Origin of the sequence: Halorhodospira sp. M38 (genome assembly GCF_022227985.1) — a bacterium.
Taxonomy (GTDB): domain Bacteria; phylum Pseudomonadota; class Gammaproteobacteria; order Nitrococcales; family Halorhodospiraceae; genus Halorhodospira; species Halorhodospira halophila_A.
Window position 1 is genome coordinate 48,101 of the sequence record NZ_JAJNQP010000004.1, and the last position, 15,998, is coordinate 64,098.

The 15,998-nt window shown below is 66.9% G+C and carries 13 protein-coding genes; 2 read left to right on the plus strand and 11 right to left on the minus strand.

Features of this window, described 5'->3' with window-relative positions:
* Nucleotides 1-18: 18 nt before the first annotated feature.
* The 9 genes from puhB to bchF all read right to left on the minus strand — a co-directional run bounded on the left by puhB (nt 19) and on the right by bchF (nt 11,718).
* The gene (gene puhB / locus LRA98_RS04100; RefSeq protein WP_201242189.1) at nt 19-657 is read right to left on the minus strand and encodes a photosynthetic complex putative assembly protein PuhB; all 639 of its coding nucleotides are present in this window, start codon (nt 655-657) and stop codon (nt 19-21) included.
* Entirely contained in the window at nt 654-1,490 is an 837-nt protein-coding gene (puhA, locus tag LRA98_RS04105) for a photosynthetic reaction center subunit H (protein WP_238632486.1), read from the minus strand. Before puhA ends, puhB begins: the two co-directional genes overlap by 4 nt.
* A gap of 121 nt (nt 1,491-1,611) precedes the next feature.
* Nucleotides 1,612-3,039 (minus strand): BCD family MFS transporter, encoded by a 1,428-nt coding sequence (locus LRA98_RS04110; protein ID WP_201242187.1) that lies wholly within the window; start codon nt 3,037-3,039, stop codon nt 1,612-1,614.
* A complete protein-coding gene (bchM, locus tag LRA98_RS04115; RefSeq protein WP_238632487.1) occupies nt 3,036-3,740 on the minus strand; it encodes a magnesium protoporphyrin IX methyltransferase in 705 nt (234 codons plus the stop codon). Before bchM ends, LRA98_RS04110 begins: the two co-directional genes overlap by 4 nt.
* Nucleotides 3,740-4,645, minus strand: a complete 906-nt coding sequence (gene bchL / locus LRA98_RS04120; protein WP_201171042.1) for a ferredoxin:protochlorophyllide reductase (ATP-dependent) iron-sulfur ATP-binding protein — start codon at nt 4,643-4,645, stop codon at nt 3,740-3,742. Before bchL ends, bchM begins: the two co-directional genes overlap by 1 nt.
* Nucleotides 4,642-8,394, minus strand: a complete 3,753-nt coding sequence (locus LRA98_RS04125; RefSeq protein WP_238632488.1) for a magnesium chelatase subunit H — start codon at nt 8,392-8,394, stop codon at nt 4,642-4,644. Before LRA98_RS04125 ends, bchL begins: the two co-directional genes overlap by 4 nt.
* A complete protein-coding gene (gene bchB, locus LRA98_RS04130) occupies nt 8,369-9,949 on the minus strand; it encodes a ferredoxin:protochlorophyllide reductase (ATP-dependent) subunit B (protein ID WP_238632489.1) in 1,581 nt (526 codons plus the stop codon). The genes LRA98_RS04125 and bchB overlap by 26 nt, the downstream gene beginning before the upstream one ends.
* A 3-nt stretch (nt 9,950-9,952) precedes the next feature.
* Entirely contained in the window at nt 9,953-11,227 is a 1,275-nt protein-coding gene (locus tag LRA98_RS04135) for a ferredoxin:protochlorophyllide reductase (ATP-dependent) subunit N (protein WP_201242185.1), read from the minus strand.
* Nucleotides 11,224-11,718: a 2-vinyl bacteriochlorophyllide hydratase gene (gene bchF / locus LRA98_RS04140; RefSeq protein WP_443134939.1), complete on the minus strand. Its 495-nt coding sequence runs from the start codon at nt 11,716-11,718 to the stop codon at nt 11,224-11,226. Before bchF ends, LRA98_RS04135 begins: the two co-directional genes overlap by 4 nt.
* Before the next feature lie 318 nt (nt 11,719-12,036).
* Between bchF and LRA98_RS04145 the strand changes: the two genes are divergently transcribed.
* Both LRA98_RS04145 and LRA98_RS04150 read left to right on the plus strand, forming a co-directional pair.
* Nucleotides 12,037-12,648 carry a helix-turn-helix domain-containing protein gene (locus LRA98_RS04145; RefSeq protein ID WP_238632491.1) on the plus strand — a complete coding sequence of 204 codons (612 nt, stop codon included), beginning with the start codon at nt 12,037-12,039 and terminating at the stop codon, nt 12,646-12,648.
* Nucleotides 12,649-12,733: 85 nt separating this feature from the next.
* Nucleotides 12,734-13,996 carry a coenzyme F420 hydrogenase/dehydrogenase beta subunit N-terminal domain-containing protein gene (locus LRA98_RS04150; RefSeq protein ID WP_238632492.1) on the plus strand — a complete coding sequence of 421 codons (1,263 nt, stop codon included), beginning with the start codon at nt 12,734-12,736 and terminating at the stop codon, nt 13,994-13,996.
* On the opposite strand, the gene LRA98_RS04155 is transcribed toward LRA98_RS04150, so the two are convergent.
* Together LRA98_RS04155 and LRA98_RS04160 are read right to left on the minus strand one after the other, a co-directional pair.
* Entirely contained in the window at nt 13,979-14,431 is a 453-nt protein-coding gene (locus tag LRA98_RS04155) for a hypothetical protein (RefSeq protein ID WP_238632493.1), read from the minus strand. The two genes, LRA98_RS04150 and LRA98_RS04155, sit on opposite strands and share 18 nt — an antisense overlap.
* A 41-nt stretch (nt 14,432-14,472) precedes the next feature.
* Nucleotides 14,473-15,837 (minus strand): TrpB-like pyridoxal phosphate-dependent enzyme, encoded by a 1,365-nt coding sequence (locus LRA98_RS04160; protein WP_238632494.1) that lies wholly within the window; start codon nt 15,835-15,837, stop codon nt 14,473-14,475.
* Nucleotides 15,838-15,998 lie beyond the last annotated feature (161 nt).

A 15,998-nucleotide genomic window follows, 5' to 3' on the forward strand; every position in this document is an offset into this window, starting at 1 on the left:
AGGTCAATGCCGCCGCACTCAGGAGTGCGCGGCGGCTTCCTGATCGACCCCGGAGGCGGTCTGCGTACCCTCTTCCCGTGCCCGGTGGGCCTCCAGCGCCTCGGCCAGAATCCGCGCCGCCTCGTCGCCATCCGGGATGACCCGGAGGGTCGGCTCGGGGGGGCTCAGCCGCCAGGGCCGAACGTGGGGCCAAAATAGCAGAAAACGGACCTTCTCGCCCTCATCCAGCCGCAGGGAAACGTCACTCGTGCCGTCCCTGTGCTGGGCCAGGTTCGCTGCCTCGATGCGGTCAAACGGCAGATTGACCGTCGTGGGTAACGACGCCCCGATACGCATCACCACACGCCGGTTGGTGATGGTGTAGAGCGTGGTAGTGCCCATCCACCAAGCCAGTGCCATGAGCAGGCCCACTGCAACCGCACCGATGAGCAGCTGGTTCAGGGCGTAACCGCCCGCGGCCACCGCCCCTTCGCCCTGGAGCAGCGCGTCCGTGGCGAACCACGTGCCGACGATGACGAAGTAGGCGGCAACCTTGCGGACATGAAGCGCCCGCTTGGCGAGCGACCACCAAGCGGGCTTTCCCTGCCACAGGATCTCTTCCCCATCCGGGAGCTCCTCGGGGAGCCCCGGGATGGGTTCGAACTCGTGCGTCCTCAAAGGAACGGCTCCGTGCGGCCAGGCACCGCGTACAGGACACCACCGCCGAAGTACCCGGTGATGAAGTCCTCTTCCTGCGGCGAGATGCGATCCGCTTCACGCAGCCGCGGGACATCGGTGAACTGCTGCCCCGTGATGGCGTTGACGCGCACCTTGCTGTCGTAGCCGACGCGGGCGAAGTTGATCGGCAGCAGGACTCGGTCGCCGCTGGAACCCACGCCGGAGAGGTCCATCTCCAGGTACATCGGGCGCAGCTCGCCACGATCGACCCAGATATCCACGATCTTACCGGCGACCTTGCCGTCGCAACCAAGCACCTGGTAGCCACGCGGGTCAGGATCAATCTCCGGCCAGAAGCGGGCGACATCACGACTCATGCCCACCTCGAACTCGGTGGCAACCCGCAGCGGGCAGATCTTCTGCTTGCCGCCGTGGGTGACCTCCGGCTCGTCCTCACGCTTGGCCCACGCGGCGGGACCAAGGCCATCAACCATCGGGTTGCCGGTCGGCTCCAGGGGCGCACCGTCCCAAGGCGCGGTCGGCTCCGCACGCAGCTGGGTGTTGAGTTCATAGTCGGTCTTCTCGGCGCGCGGCACCTGGATGCTGCGGCCGTCCGCGAGCTTGAAGACCTTGGGACTCGGCGGAGCCGGGAAGCCGAGCTTCTTCTCCGGGGTCCGGTTGCAGTTTTCGTTGGCTTCCGCCTGCAGCGGATACCCCTCGCGCTTGTCCTCCATCCGCAGATAGACGATCAAGCCGGCCAGAAAGAGCCAGAACGCGTAGAGCGTCATCTGAGCTACGTTCATGTAGTCAGTAAGAGCGCCAGTTCCTTCCATAACGAACCTCCACTCGAAAGGGCCTTACCGATTGAACGGCGTGGCCTGTACGAGACGACGATGACGTTTGCCTAACCCTGCCACGCTGGGCGCGCCAAGGGCCCGTGTGCGACCGCAGTCGCTAGTAACCCGACTCGTTGGACGTTGCTGTCGACGGCGATACGCTCCTCCCCCCTTCTCTTGCAAACCGCGCCAGCGGCCACGCCGCGACGACCATGGCGAGCAGCAGCACGATCTCCACCGAGTAGACCACGCTGTACCCTGCCGCCGGGTGCAGATACAACTCCGGCATCCGGCCGGCTTCCGCCAACGCCGGGACCAGATCCGAGATCCCGGCACCAGCAGCCAGTGCGGCACCGAGCACGGTTGCCTGCACTGCACCCCATGCACCGATGGCGATCCCGCTCTGCTCGCGCGTCGCCATCGACATCGTTGCGGCGAGCGTCCCGACGTAGAACAGGGCCCCTCCGACCCCGATCACGACCTGCCCGATCCTGAAGACCGTCGGCGAGTCGAGGGGTGCCGAGACGATCACCAGCGAAAACGCCAGCACGCCAACCAGGGCACCGATGGTCGCCACACCGTAGGCGTTGATCCCGCGCTCAAGGGCCATCTTGGCGAACCAGAAGCCGATGAGCATGCCAATCGCCCACAAGCCGGTCAGCAGCGTGGTACCGGCGACCTCCAGGCCCAGGACTGAGGCCCCGTAGGGCTCGATGATGATGTCCTGCATCCCGAAACCGGCGGCACCGATACCGATGACCACCAGGAGGCGAACCACCGGCCCCCTCTCTACGAAACTTTGCCACGACTCGCTTAACGGTGGACGCGGTCGATCGACGCGGCTGCGCTCGGGATCCCGTGGCTCCTGGCGCCAGAGCGCGAACACATTGAGCGCCCAGACCACCAGAGCGGCCCCCTGAAGCACCTGCACCAGGCGCTCGTGGCTAAAGTCAGAGAGCAGCAGATAGAACACACCAGTGGAGATGACCATGCCGAGCAGCAGCATGACGTACATCACGCCGACCACCTGCGGCAGTTTTCCCTCCGGCGCAAGGTCGTTGGTCAGGGCCAGGCCGGTCGTCTGGGTGACGTGGACACCGAGGCCGGCCAGGAAGAACGCCAGCGCCGCACCCAGGGATGCCAGGAAGGGCGCATCGGCGCCGTACTCGGCCTGGACCAGAAGCCCGAACGGCATCACCGCCAGGCCGCCAAACATCAGCAGCGTGCCGATCCAGAGGTACGGCACCCGCCGCCACCCCAGCGCCGACCGCCGGTGGTCCGAGCGGTGCCCGATCAGCAGGCGCAGCGGTGCGAACAGGATCGGCAGGGCGATGACCGCGCCGAGCAGGGAGGCTGCAATGCCCAGCTCGTAGATCATCACGCGATTGAGCGTCCCCGTGAACATGACGTAGAGCATGCCCACAGTGACCTGGAATAGGGACAGACGCAGGATCTGCGTCATGGGCAGTTCCCGGGTCCCGACATCGGCGAAGGGGACGGCCAGGCGGCGCAGGCGCGCCTTGAGAAGAGACGCGGTATCCGTCATGGTCGCTGCAGCTCCAACGCCTGAGAAATGTAGAACCCCCGTGCGATCTTGCGTGTCCGACCGACTTGCCAGCCGCTACCCAGGGTCGGCTCGTTGCCAATGGCCTGGCGCAGCCGGCGCTCGGCAACCGGCTCAATCGCCGGAGAGCGATCGCCCCGCGGGAAGAGCTTGCCGACGGCGTGCATGGTCGCCAGAAGCGGCGTGCGCGGCGCGAAGGTGAACACCATCTGCTGTCGTGTACGCCTGGCCAGGCCCGCCAGCGCCGCCACGGCGTCCGCGCAGGGGTAGTGGATGAGCACATCCATCGACACGACCCGATCAAACTCTCCCCAGTCCGGATCGAGCATGTCGCCGACGTGGTACGCCAACCGTCCGGCACCCACGTCATCCGGCATCCGTTGATGGGCGATATCGATCAGGTTTTGCGAGACGTCGACACCAACCACATGGGCGCCCCGGCGCGCGGCCTCGACACTCAGTTCACCGGGGCCGCACCCGGCATCCAGGATGCGTTCACCGGTGAGATCGGCCGGAAGCCAGTCGAGCAGCGTCTGCCGCATCTCGGCCCGACCGGCGCGCACCGTGGCCCGGACACCGCTGACCGGGGCATCCGAGGTCAGCCGCTCCCAGGCCTTGGTGGCCGTTCGGTCGAAGTAGGTGGTGACCCGGCTGCGCCGTTGTTGATACGACTCCGTAGGCATCAGTCGAACCCCAGCAGATCGAAGACCTCGCGATCCTTCAACGGCGCGGGGTTCAACGGATCGACGCCATTCCACAGCGCAGCCGCCAGGCTGAGGTATTCGTCGCGCACGCGGTCGAGTTCATCGGACTGCTCGTCGAGTTCGAACAGCGTGGCCTTGTGAAGACGGCTGCGCCGCACCACGTCGTAGTTCGGCACGTGCGCCAGGGTACGCAGCCCGATGCGCTCGTTGATCCGGTCAATCTGATCGGTCCGCTCGCTGCGATTGGCGATCACCCCGCCGAGGCGCACCTTGTAATTCTTTGCCTTGGCCTGGATGGCACCGGCGATCCGGTTCATGGCAAAGATCGAGTCGAAGTCGTTGGCGGTGACAATCAGCGCCTGGTCCGCGTGCTGTAAAGGCGCCGCGAACCCGCCACAGACCACGTCGCCGAGCACGTCGAAGATGACCACATCGGTCTCTTCCAGCAGGTGGTGCTGCTTGAGCAGCTTGACCGTCTGCCCCACGACATAACCGCCGCACCCGGTTCCGGCCGGCGGGCCACCGGCCTCCACACAAAGCACGCCGTTGTAGCCTTCGTAGACATAGTCCTCGGGGCGGAGCTCCTCCATGTGGAAGTCCACCTCTTCGAGGCTGTCGATCACCGTTGGCACCAGACGCTTGGTGAGCGTGAAGGTCGAGTCGTGCTTGGGGTCGCAGCCAATCTGCAGCACGCGCTTGCCCAGCTGGCTGAAGGCGACGGCAAGGTTGGAAGAGGTCGTACTCTTGCCGATCCCGCCCTTGCCATAGACAGCGAAGACCTTGGCCCGGTCCATGCCGCCGGTGGATTCCATGTGGACCTGCGAGCTCCCCTCGCCATCGCCTCGGCCTCCGATCCCGGACACCGGCACCGAGCCATTGCTCATGCGGCCTGCTCCTCCTCGTTGACGCCCTCGTAGTAGTCCTCGAGCTCGTCCCCGGCCCGGCGCAGGGCCTCGAGCGTCTCCTCATCGGGGTTCCAGTAGTTGCGCTCGTGGGCCTCCAGCAGCCGGTTCGCCAGCTTGGCCGACGCCGCCGGGTTGAGCTGCGCCATGCGCTCGCGCATCTCGTCGTCGAGCATGAAGGTCTGGGTAAACTGCTGATACACCCAGGGCTGTACCTGGCCGGTGGTCGCCGACCAGCCCATGGTGTTGGTCAGGTGGACCTCGATCTGGTGCACCCCCTCATAGCCGTGCTCCAGCAGCCCCTCGTACCACTTCGGGTTGAGCATCCGGGTGCGGGTCTCCAGCGCCACCTGGTCGGAGAGGGTCCGCACCTTGCCCTCCCCCCGGGTCTGGTCGCCGATGTAGACCGGCACGTGCTCACCTCCGCGGGAGCGCGCGACCGCGCGACTGATGCCCCCGAGAGTGTCGAAGTAGTGATCGACCGTGGTCACGCCGAGTTCCACCGACTCCAGGTTCTGGTAGGTCAGCTCAACCCCGGAGAGCATGCTGCCGAGCAGCTCCTCCTGGCGCTTCGGTTCACCGCTGCGCCCGTACGCGTAGCACTTGCGCCGGGTATAGGTATCCGCCAGCTCGTCCTCGTTTTCCCAGGCGCCCTGGTCGATCATCGAGCCGACATTGGAGCCGTAGGCCCCGTCCGCGTTGGAGAACACCCGCAGCGCGGCGGTTTCGAAATCGCACCCGTGCTGCTCCTGATACGCCAGGGCGTTGCGGCGGATCGGGTTCATCTCCGGCGGCTCGTCCTCGGCGGACGCAGCCAGGTACGCTGCCTCGGCCAGCACCCGGGTCTGCAGGGGCAGCAGGTCGCGGAAGATCCCAGAGAGGGTGATCACCACGTCGATGCGCTTGCGACCTAGCTCCTCGAGCGGGATGAGCTGCGCCCCGGCGAGCTTACCGTAACTGTCGAAACGCGGCCGGGCACCGATCAGGTGGAGGGCCTGACCGATGGGGGCTCCCTCGCTCTTCAGGTTGTCCGTCCCCCAGAGGACCATAGCGATGGAATCGGGCAGCTCCTGGCCCTCCTCGCGGTGCTTCTCGAGCAGCCGCTCGGCCTGCCGTGCGCCGTCCTGGACGGCGAAGGCGCTGGGCAGGCGGTAGGGGTCGAAACCGTGCATGTTCCGCCCAGTGGGCAGGATCTGCGGGCTGCGCAGCAGGTCACCGCCCGAGACCGGCGGCACGAACCGGGCATCCAGGGCGTGGACGATGCCCTGCAGCTCCTGGTTATCCCCCAACTTCCGTGCCGTGTCGGCCAGTCCTTCCAGAACCTCTTCGGTGACCTCCGGGTCATCGTTCTCGGCCCGGGCCAGCGCCTCCCGTGGCGAACAGCCGTCAACCAGCGCCTCGACACAGGCCCGCTCCACGGTCACACCGTGGGTGGTCTCCGCCATGGTCACCAGCTGGTCGACCCGGCCCTCGCGGGACGGGGGCTGACCCACCACATGGAGCCCCTCGGGGATGAGGGTGTACTCCATCTCGAGGATGTCCTCGCTGAGCTGCGCAATGCGCCGCTCCGCTTCCTCCTCGGCCCACTCGGGCTCAAGTTCGGCCAGATCCACCTCGGCGGCCTGGGCCTGGATCAGGCGGGCCAGCTCCGTGCGCTCTTCCACGTTGTCCGGCGGCGCAGAGCGGTAGCGCTCCACGGAAGCCTTGAGCTCGAGCAGCCCCTTGTACAGGCCCGCCTTGCCCACCGGCGGGGTCAGATAGCTGATCAGCGTGGCGGCAGAGCGCCGCTTGGCGATGGACCCCTCGGAGGGGTTGTTCGCCGCGTAGAGGTAGTAGTTGGGCAGATCGCCGATCAGCCGATCCGGCCAGCAACCTGCGCTCATGCCGCACTGCTTGCCCGGCATGAACTCCAGAGCACCGTGGGTGCCGAAGTGCAGCACCGCGTCCGCCCCAAAATCCTCTCGGATGTACCGGTAGAACGCCGACATGGCGTGGGTCGGTGTCAGCCCCTTCTCGAAGAGCAGCCGCATCGGGTCGCCCTCGTAACCAAAGCCCGGCTGCACGCCCACGAAGACGTTGCCGAACTGAGCGCCGAGGACGTGGATGGATTGTCCGTCACTCTGCGCTTTCCCCGGAGCTGGTCCCCACTGCTCCTCGATCTCCTTGAGATAGGGCTCGCGGGCAACATAGTCGTCCACCGTCACCCGATGGTGGACGTTGGCGTGGGCCCCATAGGTGCTAGCGTTGCCCTTGATGATGCGATCGCGCAGATCGTCCACGGACTCGGGCAGATCGACCCGATAGCCGGCATCATCGAGTTCCACCAGGGTGTTGTAGAGGGATGCGAATACCGACAGGTATGCCGCCGAGCCCAGGGCGCCGGCCTCCGGCGGGAAGCTGAAGATGACGATACTCAGCTTGCGGTCGCTGCGTGCGCTACGCCGCAGGCGAATCAGCCGATCGACCCGGGAGGCCAGCATCGCGGCCCGCTCGGGGTGGGCCTCCATGCGGCAGACACCGTCGGCCCCAGGGATCGCCGCACGGCCACCGAAGACCACCGGTCCAGTGGCACCATCAAGCTCGGGGATGGCCACCATCATGGTGGTCTCTACCGGGGTAAGGCCGCGATCGGAACCTTCCCACTGCTCCAGGGACTGGAACTCCAGCGCCTGGGCGTTGAGATACGGCACGTCGAGCTTGCGCAGCAGCCGCTCGGCGGCGCCGGAGTTGTTGTAGGCCGGCCCCCCCACCAACGAGAAACTCGTCAGCGAGATCACCGCATCGACACAGGCGCGGCCGTCCGCCATGAAGAACCGCTCGACAGCCGGACGGTTGTCGAGGCCGCTCGCGAAGGCCGGGATGACCCGATAACCGCGGCTCTCCAGGGCCTCGATGACGCCGTCGTAATGCGCCGAATCACCGGCCAGTACGTACGAGCGCATCAGCAGCAGTCCGACCGTCCCGCGCGAGGCGCCACCCTCCGGCTCCGGAAGATGGGCCGGGCTGTCGCCAATGCGTCGCTCCATGCGCGGGTGGTAGACGCCGACATCGGGATACTCGATGGGGTCCTGCACCTCCAGCTTCCCGCGCAGGCCGCTGCGCGGGCCCGCCGCGTACCGATTGACGAGGAAACGGACCATGTTCTCGACGTTCTCGTCGGAACTGGCCAGAAAATACTGCCAGGTCAGGAAGTAGGCCCGGACATCCTGCGCCGTGCCCGGGATGAAGCGCAGGATCCGGGGGATGCGGCGCAGCATCGCAGCCTGCTTCTCCCCCGAGCTGCTGTCGTCGTCGTCATCCTGATGCTCTGCCTTGCCCTTCTTCCCGCGCAACTTCTTGAGCAGGGACATGGGCCCACGGGAGCTGCCGTCCATGGTGAACTTGCCCATCCGCGTGAGCTTCATCACCTCGCCGGCGGACATGATGCCAACCAGCGCGTCGCAGTCGTCCCGGCGCGCCTCGAGGTCCTCGCGCACGGGCTCGATGTGCTCCTCCATGAACAGCATGGTGGCGACGATGATGTCCGCCGAGGCGATCCGCTCCCGCGCGCGCTCCAGCGCCGCGGGGTTGTTGTTCCAGTCCGAGGCGGCGTGGTAGCTAAGCTCGAGACCCGGGATATCGCGTTGCAGGGCCGGTCGCGCGCGCTCCACGGCGCCCGCCATGTGGCTGTCCAGCGTGATGATGGCGACGCGCACCGGCGTCGGGTCAGCGACTGAAGTGGGCTTTGGCATCGTAAATTGTCTCCACTGTTATTGTCGCAATGCCTCGGTCGGCGGCGAAGCGCTCGGTGTTGCGCCGGGCCTTGCCCCGCACGAAGAACGGGATCTTTTTGAGTTCGGCTTCGGCCTCCGGCGTCCAGCGTATCTCAGCGCCTTGCTCCGACTCGGCGACGGCAGCCGTCGTCTCGGTCTGTCCCTCTTCCCGAGCCGCCCCGCCCGAAGCCGGCGCTGCGTCGGTTTCCAAGTGGGACGGTGCGTCAGCCGTGAACTCGAAGTCTTCCTTGAACATCCCGAGCAGATGCTCTTCCAGGCCCATCATCAGCGGGTGGACCCAGGTGTCAAAGATGACGTTGGCCCCTTCCAGGCCCATGTTCGGCGCATAGCGCGCCGGAAAATCCTGTACGTGCACCGGTGCCGAGATCACCGCGCACGGCAGTCCCAGGCGCTTGGCGATGTGCCGCTCCATCTGCGTACCGAGCACCAGCTCCGGGCTGGCCTCGGCCGCGGCACGCTCCACCTCCAGGTAGTCGTCGGTGATCAGCGGCTCGACCCCGTAGGCCTTGGCGGCCCGACGCACCTCCCGCGCCTCTTCGCGGGCGTAGGTCCCCAGTCCGACGACCTGAAAGCCGAGCTCCTCGCTGGCGATACGCGCCGCGGCGACGGCGTGCGTACCGTCACCAAAGATAAACACCCGCTTTCCGGTCAGGTAGTTGGAATCGACCGAGCGGCTGTACCAGGCCATGCGCGCATCGGTTTCGGCCAGCACCTCGCTGACGTCCAGGCCGGTCACCCGCCCGACCTCGGCCAGAAAATCGCGGGTAGCGCCCAGGCCAAGGGGCACCGTAGTGACGGTCGGCTGCCCGAAACGGCGCTGCAGCCAGTCGCAGGTCGTGCGCGCCACCTCGGGATAGAGGCAGACGTTGAAATCGGCCTCGGGGATGCGGCGCAGATCATCTGGGCTAGCCCCGAGCGGAGCAACCACGTTGACCTCGACACCGACCGATTCGAGCAACCGGGCGACCTCCTGCACGTCATCCCGGCAGCGGAAACCAAGCGACGTGGGACCGAGCAGATTGGCGCGCGGGGCACGCGCCGTATCCGGTTGTGCAGCGGCGCCTCCACTGTCGCCCTCGAGCAGTCCGCGAACCAGCTGGTAGAAGGCCTCGCTGGCGCCGTACCCCTCCTTGCGTGAGTATGCCGACAGCTCCAGCCCGATCACCGGGACCGGCAGATCCATGCCGCGTGCCAGATCCCCGGGCTGATCCTGCAGCAGCTCCGCCGTGCAGGAATCGCCGACCAACAGCGCTTCCGGCCGATAGCGCCGGTAGGCAGCGGTCACCGTCTCGCGCACCAACTCGGCGGTATCCCGGCCCAGGTGCCGCGCATTGAAGGTGGTATAGCTCACCGGCGGACGCCCGGGGCGGCGCTCGATCATGGTGAATAGCAGATCGGCGTAGGTGTCACCCTGAGGAGCGTGGAGGACGCAGTGGACCCCCTTCATCGACGCCGCGATCCGCATCGCGCCGACGTGGGGAGGGCCTTCATAACTCCAGAGCGTCAGCTGCATCCTCTACACCTTCAGCGTCTCGTGGCGGACCAGCGGGCGGGCGAAGAGCTCGGCGAGATCGCCAGCCTGCTCGAAGCCCTGGATGGGCGAGAAGACCAGCTCGATGGACCATTTCGTGCGCAGGCCTTCCGCCTCCAGCGGGTTCGCCAGCCCCAAACCGCAGACCGTCAGATCGGGACGGTCCTCGCGCAACCGGTCCAGCTGGGCGTCGACATCCTGCCCCTCGACCAAGCGAACCCCCTCTGCGAGAGCATCCCGCTCCCGGCCGTGGAACTCGCGGTCGAAGTACGGCGTGGCTACCTCAACCGGCTGCATGCCGCACTCCACACTGAGGAATCGCGCCAGCGGCAGTTCCAGCTGCGAGTCCGGCAGGAAGGTGATGCGCTTGTCGCGCAGCACTTCCCGCTGCCGCTCCAGCGCTGCCTGTGCCCGCGCGATGGGCGCTTCGATGACCGTCTCAAGCCGCTCATCGGAGACCCCGAAGGATCGGGCGGCCGCCTGGAGCCAGCTGCGCGTTCCTTCAATCCCCAGAGGGTACGGGGCATCGATCCGCTCTGCGCCGCGGCGAATGAGCGCACGAGTCGCCTCGCCAGTGAACGGCTGAGCCTGCAGGACGCGGGTCCCGGGGCCGACCGGCGGCAGCTCGGCCCCGGTGCGCGGCGGCAGGAAATGAACGGGACCGATTCCCAGCTGATCGAACAGGCGCCGGAACTGGTCCTCGACCACGTCCGCAAGGGTGCCGAGAACGATAAGCGAGGGCGTGTCCTCCTGACTCGGCGGAAGCTCATGCGCCAGCGTGCTCAGGAACTGATCCTCGCCCTGGGTGAACGTTGTCTCGAGTCCGCTGCCCGAATACGGGAGCACGCGGACCCGCCCCTCGTGGGCCGCCGTCAGCCGCTCCGCGGCCTTGTCCAGGTCGAGCTTGATGACTTCCGAGGGGCAAGAGCCGACCAGAAACAGCGTGCGGATCTCCGGACGGCGGGCGAGGAGCTCGTGGACGACCCGATCTAGTTCCTCATTGCAGTCGGCCATCCCGGCGAGATCGCGCTCGCCGAGCACCGCGGTTGCGAAGCGGGGCTCGGCAAAGATCATCACGCCTGCCGCCGACTGCAGCAGGTGGGCGCAGGTCCGCGACCCGACCACCAGGAAGAAGGCGTCGCGCATCTTCCGGTGCAGCCATACGATGCTCGTCAGGCCACAAAAGACCTGGCGCTGCCCCTCTTCCTGGGCCAGCCCCCCGCAGACCCCGCCGGCATTGCAGCGATCCGCTTGCGTCATTCCGCCCCTCCCTGCCCGGCGGCGCGCATCTGCTCTTCCTGCAGGCGCGCGGCGCGGAGCTTGAGGAGAAACTGCATGGCGTTGACGACGTAGGCCGCGTAGGCGGCCAGCGCGATCCACATTTGCTGGACCGAGGTCAGGAAGTCACCGAACCAGACCACGAGGTAGGCGGTGTGCAGGACGATCACCCCCATGCTGACCACGTCCTCCCAGAAGAACGCGGGAGCGAAAAGGTAGTGCCCGAAGACCTCCTTCTCCCAGACCGCCCCGGTGACCATGATCGTGTAGAGGATCAGGGTCTTGATGATGATCGACCAGGCTGCCCACTCGAGCAGTTCGCCGGTGGCGAGATACCACAGAACCAGCCCCAGACTGGCCAGAAACACGATGAACTGCGTGGGAGCCAGAATCCCCTGGACGAGGGTCCAGGGCGACTCGTCTCGACGCCGGCGCTCTTCGTCGGTGTATAGACCGGCGGGAGGTGATTTCATGGAACCCTGATGCTGCATTGCGCTGCATCCCCACTTTACGGGAGTGACTTCTCGGCGAATCTAAAGCGCCCCCCGGGGTGTGTCAAGCTGGCTGGACGTGCCTCACGATTGACACAACCTTTCAATACAGGGCCTTAGCATTCGGTCGCGCAGGACGACAGATCGTCGCATTCCCGCGTTACGCCCTTGAACTATCCGCGCCGGATGGCGTCAATATTGAGTGCGCGAGTATTCTCGATGAAATCGGTCCGAATTCAACGCCCCGAATCCCCCGAAAAACCCGATCAAAGCCCCAAAGGACGGCCGAAGTTGAAATCGATGAACGCGCCGCAACAGACGCTGGGCGATCTGCCCGCGGAGACGGTCGCCCGGCTGCTCAAGGCCGCCGCGGATATCGCCCTGATCGTGGATGCTGAAGGAACCATCCACGACGTGGCGGTGGGCAGCGATGACCCGGGTGTCCGCGCCGCCGCTGGCTGGCGGGGCCGGCAATGGCGCGAGGTGGTCGGTGCGACGGAGCAGCAGACCGTCGACCGTTTGCTCGTCGACCAGCAGAGCGCAACCCTGCAGCACATCGACGAGCGCGGAAACCCGATCCCGGTGCGCTACCGGTTGATCCCGCTCGGCGACGGACGAATCGCCGCGGTGGGCCGGGACCTGCGCCCCTGCGCCGCACTGCGCCAGCAGCCGCGTGAACACAACCGCCTGCGCTCCATCGAGCAGACTACGGCCCTGGTCGGCCAGGTGCCCCTGCGCGATCTGGTCCGCGAAGCGACCGACCTGATCGAGCGCATGTGCATCGAGACGGCCTTGAACATCACCCACGACAACCGGGCCTCGGCAGCGGAACTACTCGGACTCAGCCGCCAGAGCCTCTACTCCAAGCTGCGACGCCACGGCCTGATGACCTCCCACAACGACGCCGACTGACCGGTGCCGCGCCTCTCTTGACCCACCCCGCACACCCCTCTAGCTTGAGCGCCTTGTCGTTGGGCGACTGAGCGAGGGCCCTGTGATGGATCCAGCCACTGCGCAGACCCCCCCCCTGGCCGCTGCGGCCCCGCGGGATCTCTGCACCGACTGCGGACTCTCGCGCAGCTCCGAGCCCAAGCGCTGCGGCCGAGCCTGTCAGTTCATCCGTCCGGACTACCCTGGACTGGAGCGCCGGACGCACGGCCGCAGCCGGGATCCTGAGCGCCCGGACGAGCTGCACTTCGGCCCCTTCCGGAGCATGCACCAGGCCGCCCTGCGACGCCCGCGGGCCGGCGCTCAGTGGACCGGCGTCACCACCCGACTGGCGGAACGGCTGCTGGAGAGCGGGCGCGTGGACGCGGTCCTGACCGTCACGGGCAACGCCGACGACCCCTGGCGACCCCGCCCCGTTCTGGTCACCGATCCGGCGCAGCTGGCTCAGTGCCGCGGCATGCGCATGGGCTATGCCCCCCTGCTCGCCCTGCTTGAGCCTGCGCTGGCGCAGGGCTACCGACGGCTAGGGGTGATCGCACTGCCCTGCCAGACCTACCCGCTGAGAGCCCTCGAGCGCGAACTCGGCCTGGAACGCCTGGAGATCATCGGCACGCCGTGCTCGGACAACACGTCGACAGAGCACTTCCACCGCTTCCTCGAACTCTTGACCCCTGCACCAGAGGACGTGACCTACCTGGAGTTCCGGGCCGACTACTACGTCGAACTGCGCTTCCGCGACGGCAGCAAACGCGAGATCCCCTTCCTGCAGCTGCCGATCTCCCGGCTGCCCGCCGACTTCTGGCCGCTAACCTGCCGCACCTGCGTCGACTACACCAACGCCCTGGCGGACATCACCGTCGGCTACATGGCCGGGCGGGGCGAGCAGTGGATCATCGTGCGCAATGAACGCGGCGAGGCCATGCTGGAGCTGCTGGGCGACGAAGTGCGCCTGCGCCAGCCAAGCTCCGGGGGCAAGCGCGCTGGCCCGGTGCAGGGTTTCATCGACAATACTGAGCGCGCAGCGGGGGGCATGCCGGCGCGAGGCATGCCGAGCTGGCTGCGGCCGATTGTCGGCCGGCTCATGCCGTATGTCGGCCCACGCGGGCTGGAGCTGGCGCGGGCGCGGCTGGAGATGAAGGCCGCCGAGACCCTCATCCACCTCCGACATAAGGCGCCCCGGCGCGCCCGGACCATGGTGCCCGCACACGTCAACCGGCTGGTCGAAGGCTATCGGATCACCACCCCGCAGCAGCACCCCGGGCCCCGGCACACCGAGGCCCGGAGCGGGGCGGATTCAGACCGGATCGATTAGTAGCACATAGCGCAGCGCCTCGGCGTACTCCCGGGCAGTGGCCTTCTCGCCGTTCTTCTCGCGCTCAAGGGCCCGATCCACCTGCGCCTTGGCAATGACGGACAGGCTGCGCAGCCCCATCGGCCCGAGCGCCTCGACGTAGCGGGTGAGGAACTGCCGGGACTGCAGCCGCTCCGTTTCAGCGCTGATGGCCCGGATCCAGAACATCTTGCGCAGACCGACAAGCACGAAGATCGCGGCCGGCAGTGCGATGGCGATGATCATGACCGCCAGCGTCTGCTCCGCACCGGGGAGCAGATCCCGCTGGATACCGACGAGGTAGGCGATCACGCCACCGATCGCCGCCAGCGAGAAGCTGATCCCGGCGGAGAGCCAGGTCGACTTGGTGAGTTCCTGGAGTAACCGTTTCCGCTCCTCGAGGATCTCGTTGGTCATGCTGCGCTCCTTACTCTGAAAGTGGGATGGGCAGGCCGCCGTCAGCGCTCCACCGACGGCAGTCCGGACAGCGCCATGGCCGTCTCGACCTGGCTCCCGCCGAGGTCGCTGAGGTTGCCCGCCAGGTAATCCGTGTAGGCCTGCATGTCGAAATTGCCGTGGCCGCAGAGATTGAACAGGATCGCCTTCGACTCGCCACGCTCGCGGCACCCCTGTGCCTCATCGATCACGGCCTTGACCGCGTGGTTGGCCTCCGGCGCGGGGATGATTCCTTCGGCCCGGGCAAACTGCAGCCCGGCGGCGAAGCAGTCGAGCTGATCGTAGGCCCGCGCGCCAAGGTAGCCGAGGTCCATCAGGTGGCTGATCTGCGGGGCCATACCGTGGTAGCGCAGCCCCCCGGCGTGGAACCCCGGCGGCATGAAACCGGAGCCAAGGGTGTGCATCTTGGTCAGCGGCGTCAACTGCGCCGAATCGCCGTAATCGTAGGCAAACCGGCCCCGCGTCAGGGTCGGACAGGCCAACGGCTCGACGGCAATGGCCTCGATGCTCGGCCCGCCGCGCATGGCCGCCCCCAGGAAGGGGAAGACGATGCCCGCGAAGTTGCTGCCTCCCCCGGTGCAGGCAATGACGGTGTCGGGGTAATCATCGGCCATGGCCAGCTGCTCCATGGCCTCGAGCCCCGTAACGGTCTGGTGCAGCAGCACGTGGTTGAGCACGCTGCCCAGCGCGTACTTCGTGTCGTCGCGCTGCGCGGCCAGCTCGACCGCCTCACCGATGGCGATGCCCAGGCTTCCGGTGCTGTCCGGGTTGTCCGCCAGCACCGAGCGCCCGAAGGCCGTCTCTTGGCTCGGACTAGCGATGCACCGCGCCCCGAAGCTCTCCATGAAAGCGCGCCGGTACGGCTTCTGCCTGTAACTCACCCCGACCATAAAGACCTCGATATCGAGGCCGAACATGGCACCAGCGAGGGCCAGTGAAGAACCCCACTGACCAGCCCCGGTCTCGGTGGTAATGCGGCGCACACCCTCGGCGTGGTTGTAGAAGGCCTGCGGGAGAGCCGTGTTTGGTTTGTGGCTCCCGGCGGGACTGACGCCCTCGTACTTGTAATAGATCCGTGCCGGCGTATCGAGGGCCCTTTCCAGGCGGCGCGCCCGGTAAAGCGGCGCCGGCCGCCACTGCCGGTACGCGTCACGGACCGGCTCGGGGATCTCGATCTCCCGCTCGGTGCTCAGTTCCTGCTCGATCACGCCACGGGGGAACAGCGGCGCCAGATCCCCCTCAGAGACGGGCTCCCGCGTCGCCGGATGGAGCACCGGTGCCAGCGGGGCAGGTAGGTCGGCACTGATGTTGTACCAGGCGCGCGGTATCCGCGCCTCATCGAGCACATACTTGACGGTCTCACTCATGGTTGGCTCTCGCGCTGGCCCTGATCAGAACGCCGGCTATGGTAGCCGCGCCCGCGCGTCAGGGAAAGCTGACAGGGCGCGACACGCCGCCGCCGCCGGAACAATGAGGGTTGCCACCGAACACCCTTACACGGTATGGATGAGCGACAAGCTGCCGCAGC

What these genes read in the sequence shown, in the direction of transcription:
- puhA (WP_238632486.1), bottom strand. Translation starts at nt 1,490, where the DNA reads ATGGAAGGAACTGGCGCTCTTACTGACTACATGAACGTAGCTCAGATG.
- bchB (WP_238632489.1), bottom strand. Translation starts at nt 9,949, where the DNA reads ATGCAGCTGACGCTCTGGAGTTATGAAGGCCCTCCCCACGTCGGCGCG.
- LRA98_RS04155 (WP_238632493.1), bottom strand. Translation starts at nt 14,431, where the DNA reads ATGACCAACGAGATCCTCGAGGAGCGGAAACGGTTACTCCAGGAACTC.
- bchL (WP_201171042.1), bottom strand. Translation starts at nt 4,645, where the DNA reads ATGAGCAATGGCTCGGTGCCGGTGTCCGGGATCGGAGGCCGAGGCGAT.
- LRA98_RS04125 (WP_238632488.1), bottom strand. Translation starts at nt 8,394, where the DNA reads ATGCCAAAGCCCACTTCAGTCGCTGACCCGACGCCGGTGCGCGTCGCC.
- LRA98_RS04145 (WP_238632491.1), top strand. Translation starts at nt 12,037, where the DNA reads ATGAACGCGCCGCAACAGACGCTGGGCGATCTGCCCGCGGAGACGGTC.
- bchM (WP_238632487.1), bottom strand. Translation starts at nt 3,740, where the DNA reads ATGCCTACGGAGTCGTATCAACAACGGCGCAGCCGGGTCACCACCTAC.
- LRA98_RS04150 (WP_238632492.1), top strand. Translation starts at nt 12,734, where the DNA reads ATGGATCCAGCCACTGCGCAGACCCCCCCCCTGGCCGCTGCGGCCCCG.
- LRA98_RS04160 (WP_238632494.1), bottom strand. Translation starts at nt 15,837, where the DNA reads ATGAGTGAGACCGTCAAGTATGTGCTCGATGAGGCGCGGATACCGCGC.
- LRA98_RS04135 (WP_201242185.1), bottom strand. Translation starts at nt 11,227, where the DNA reads ATGACGCAAGCGGATCGCTGCAATGCCGGCGGGGTCTGCGGGGGGCTG.
- bchF (WP_443134939.1), bottom strand. Translation starts at nt 11,718, where the DNA reads ATGAAATCACCTCCCGCCGGTCTATACACCGACGAAGAGCGCCGGCGT.
- LRA98_RS04110 (WP_201242187.1), bottom strand. Translation starts at nt 3,039, where the DNA reads ATGACGGATACCGCGTCTCTTCTCAAGGCGCGCCTGCGCCGCCTGGCC.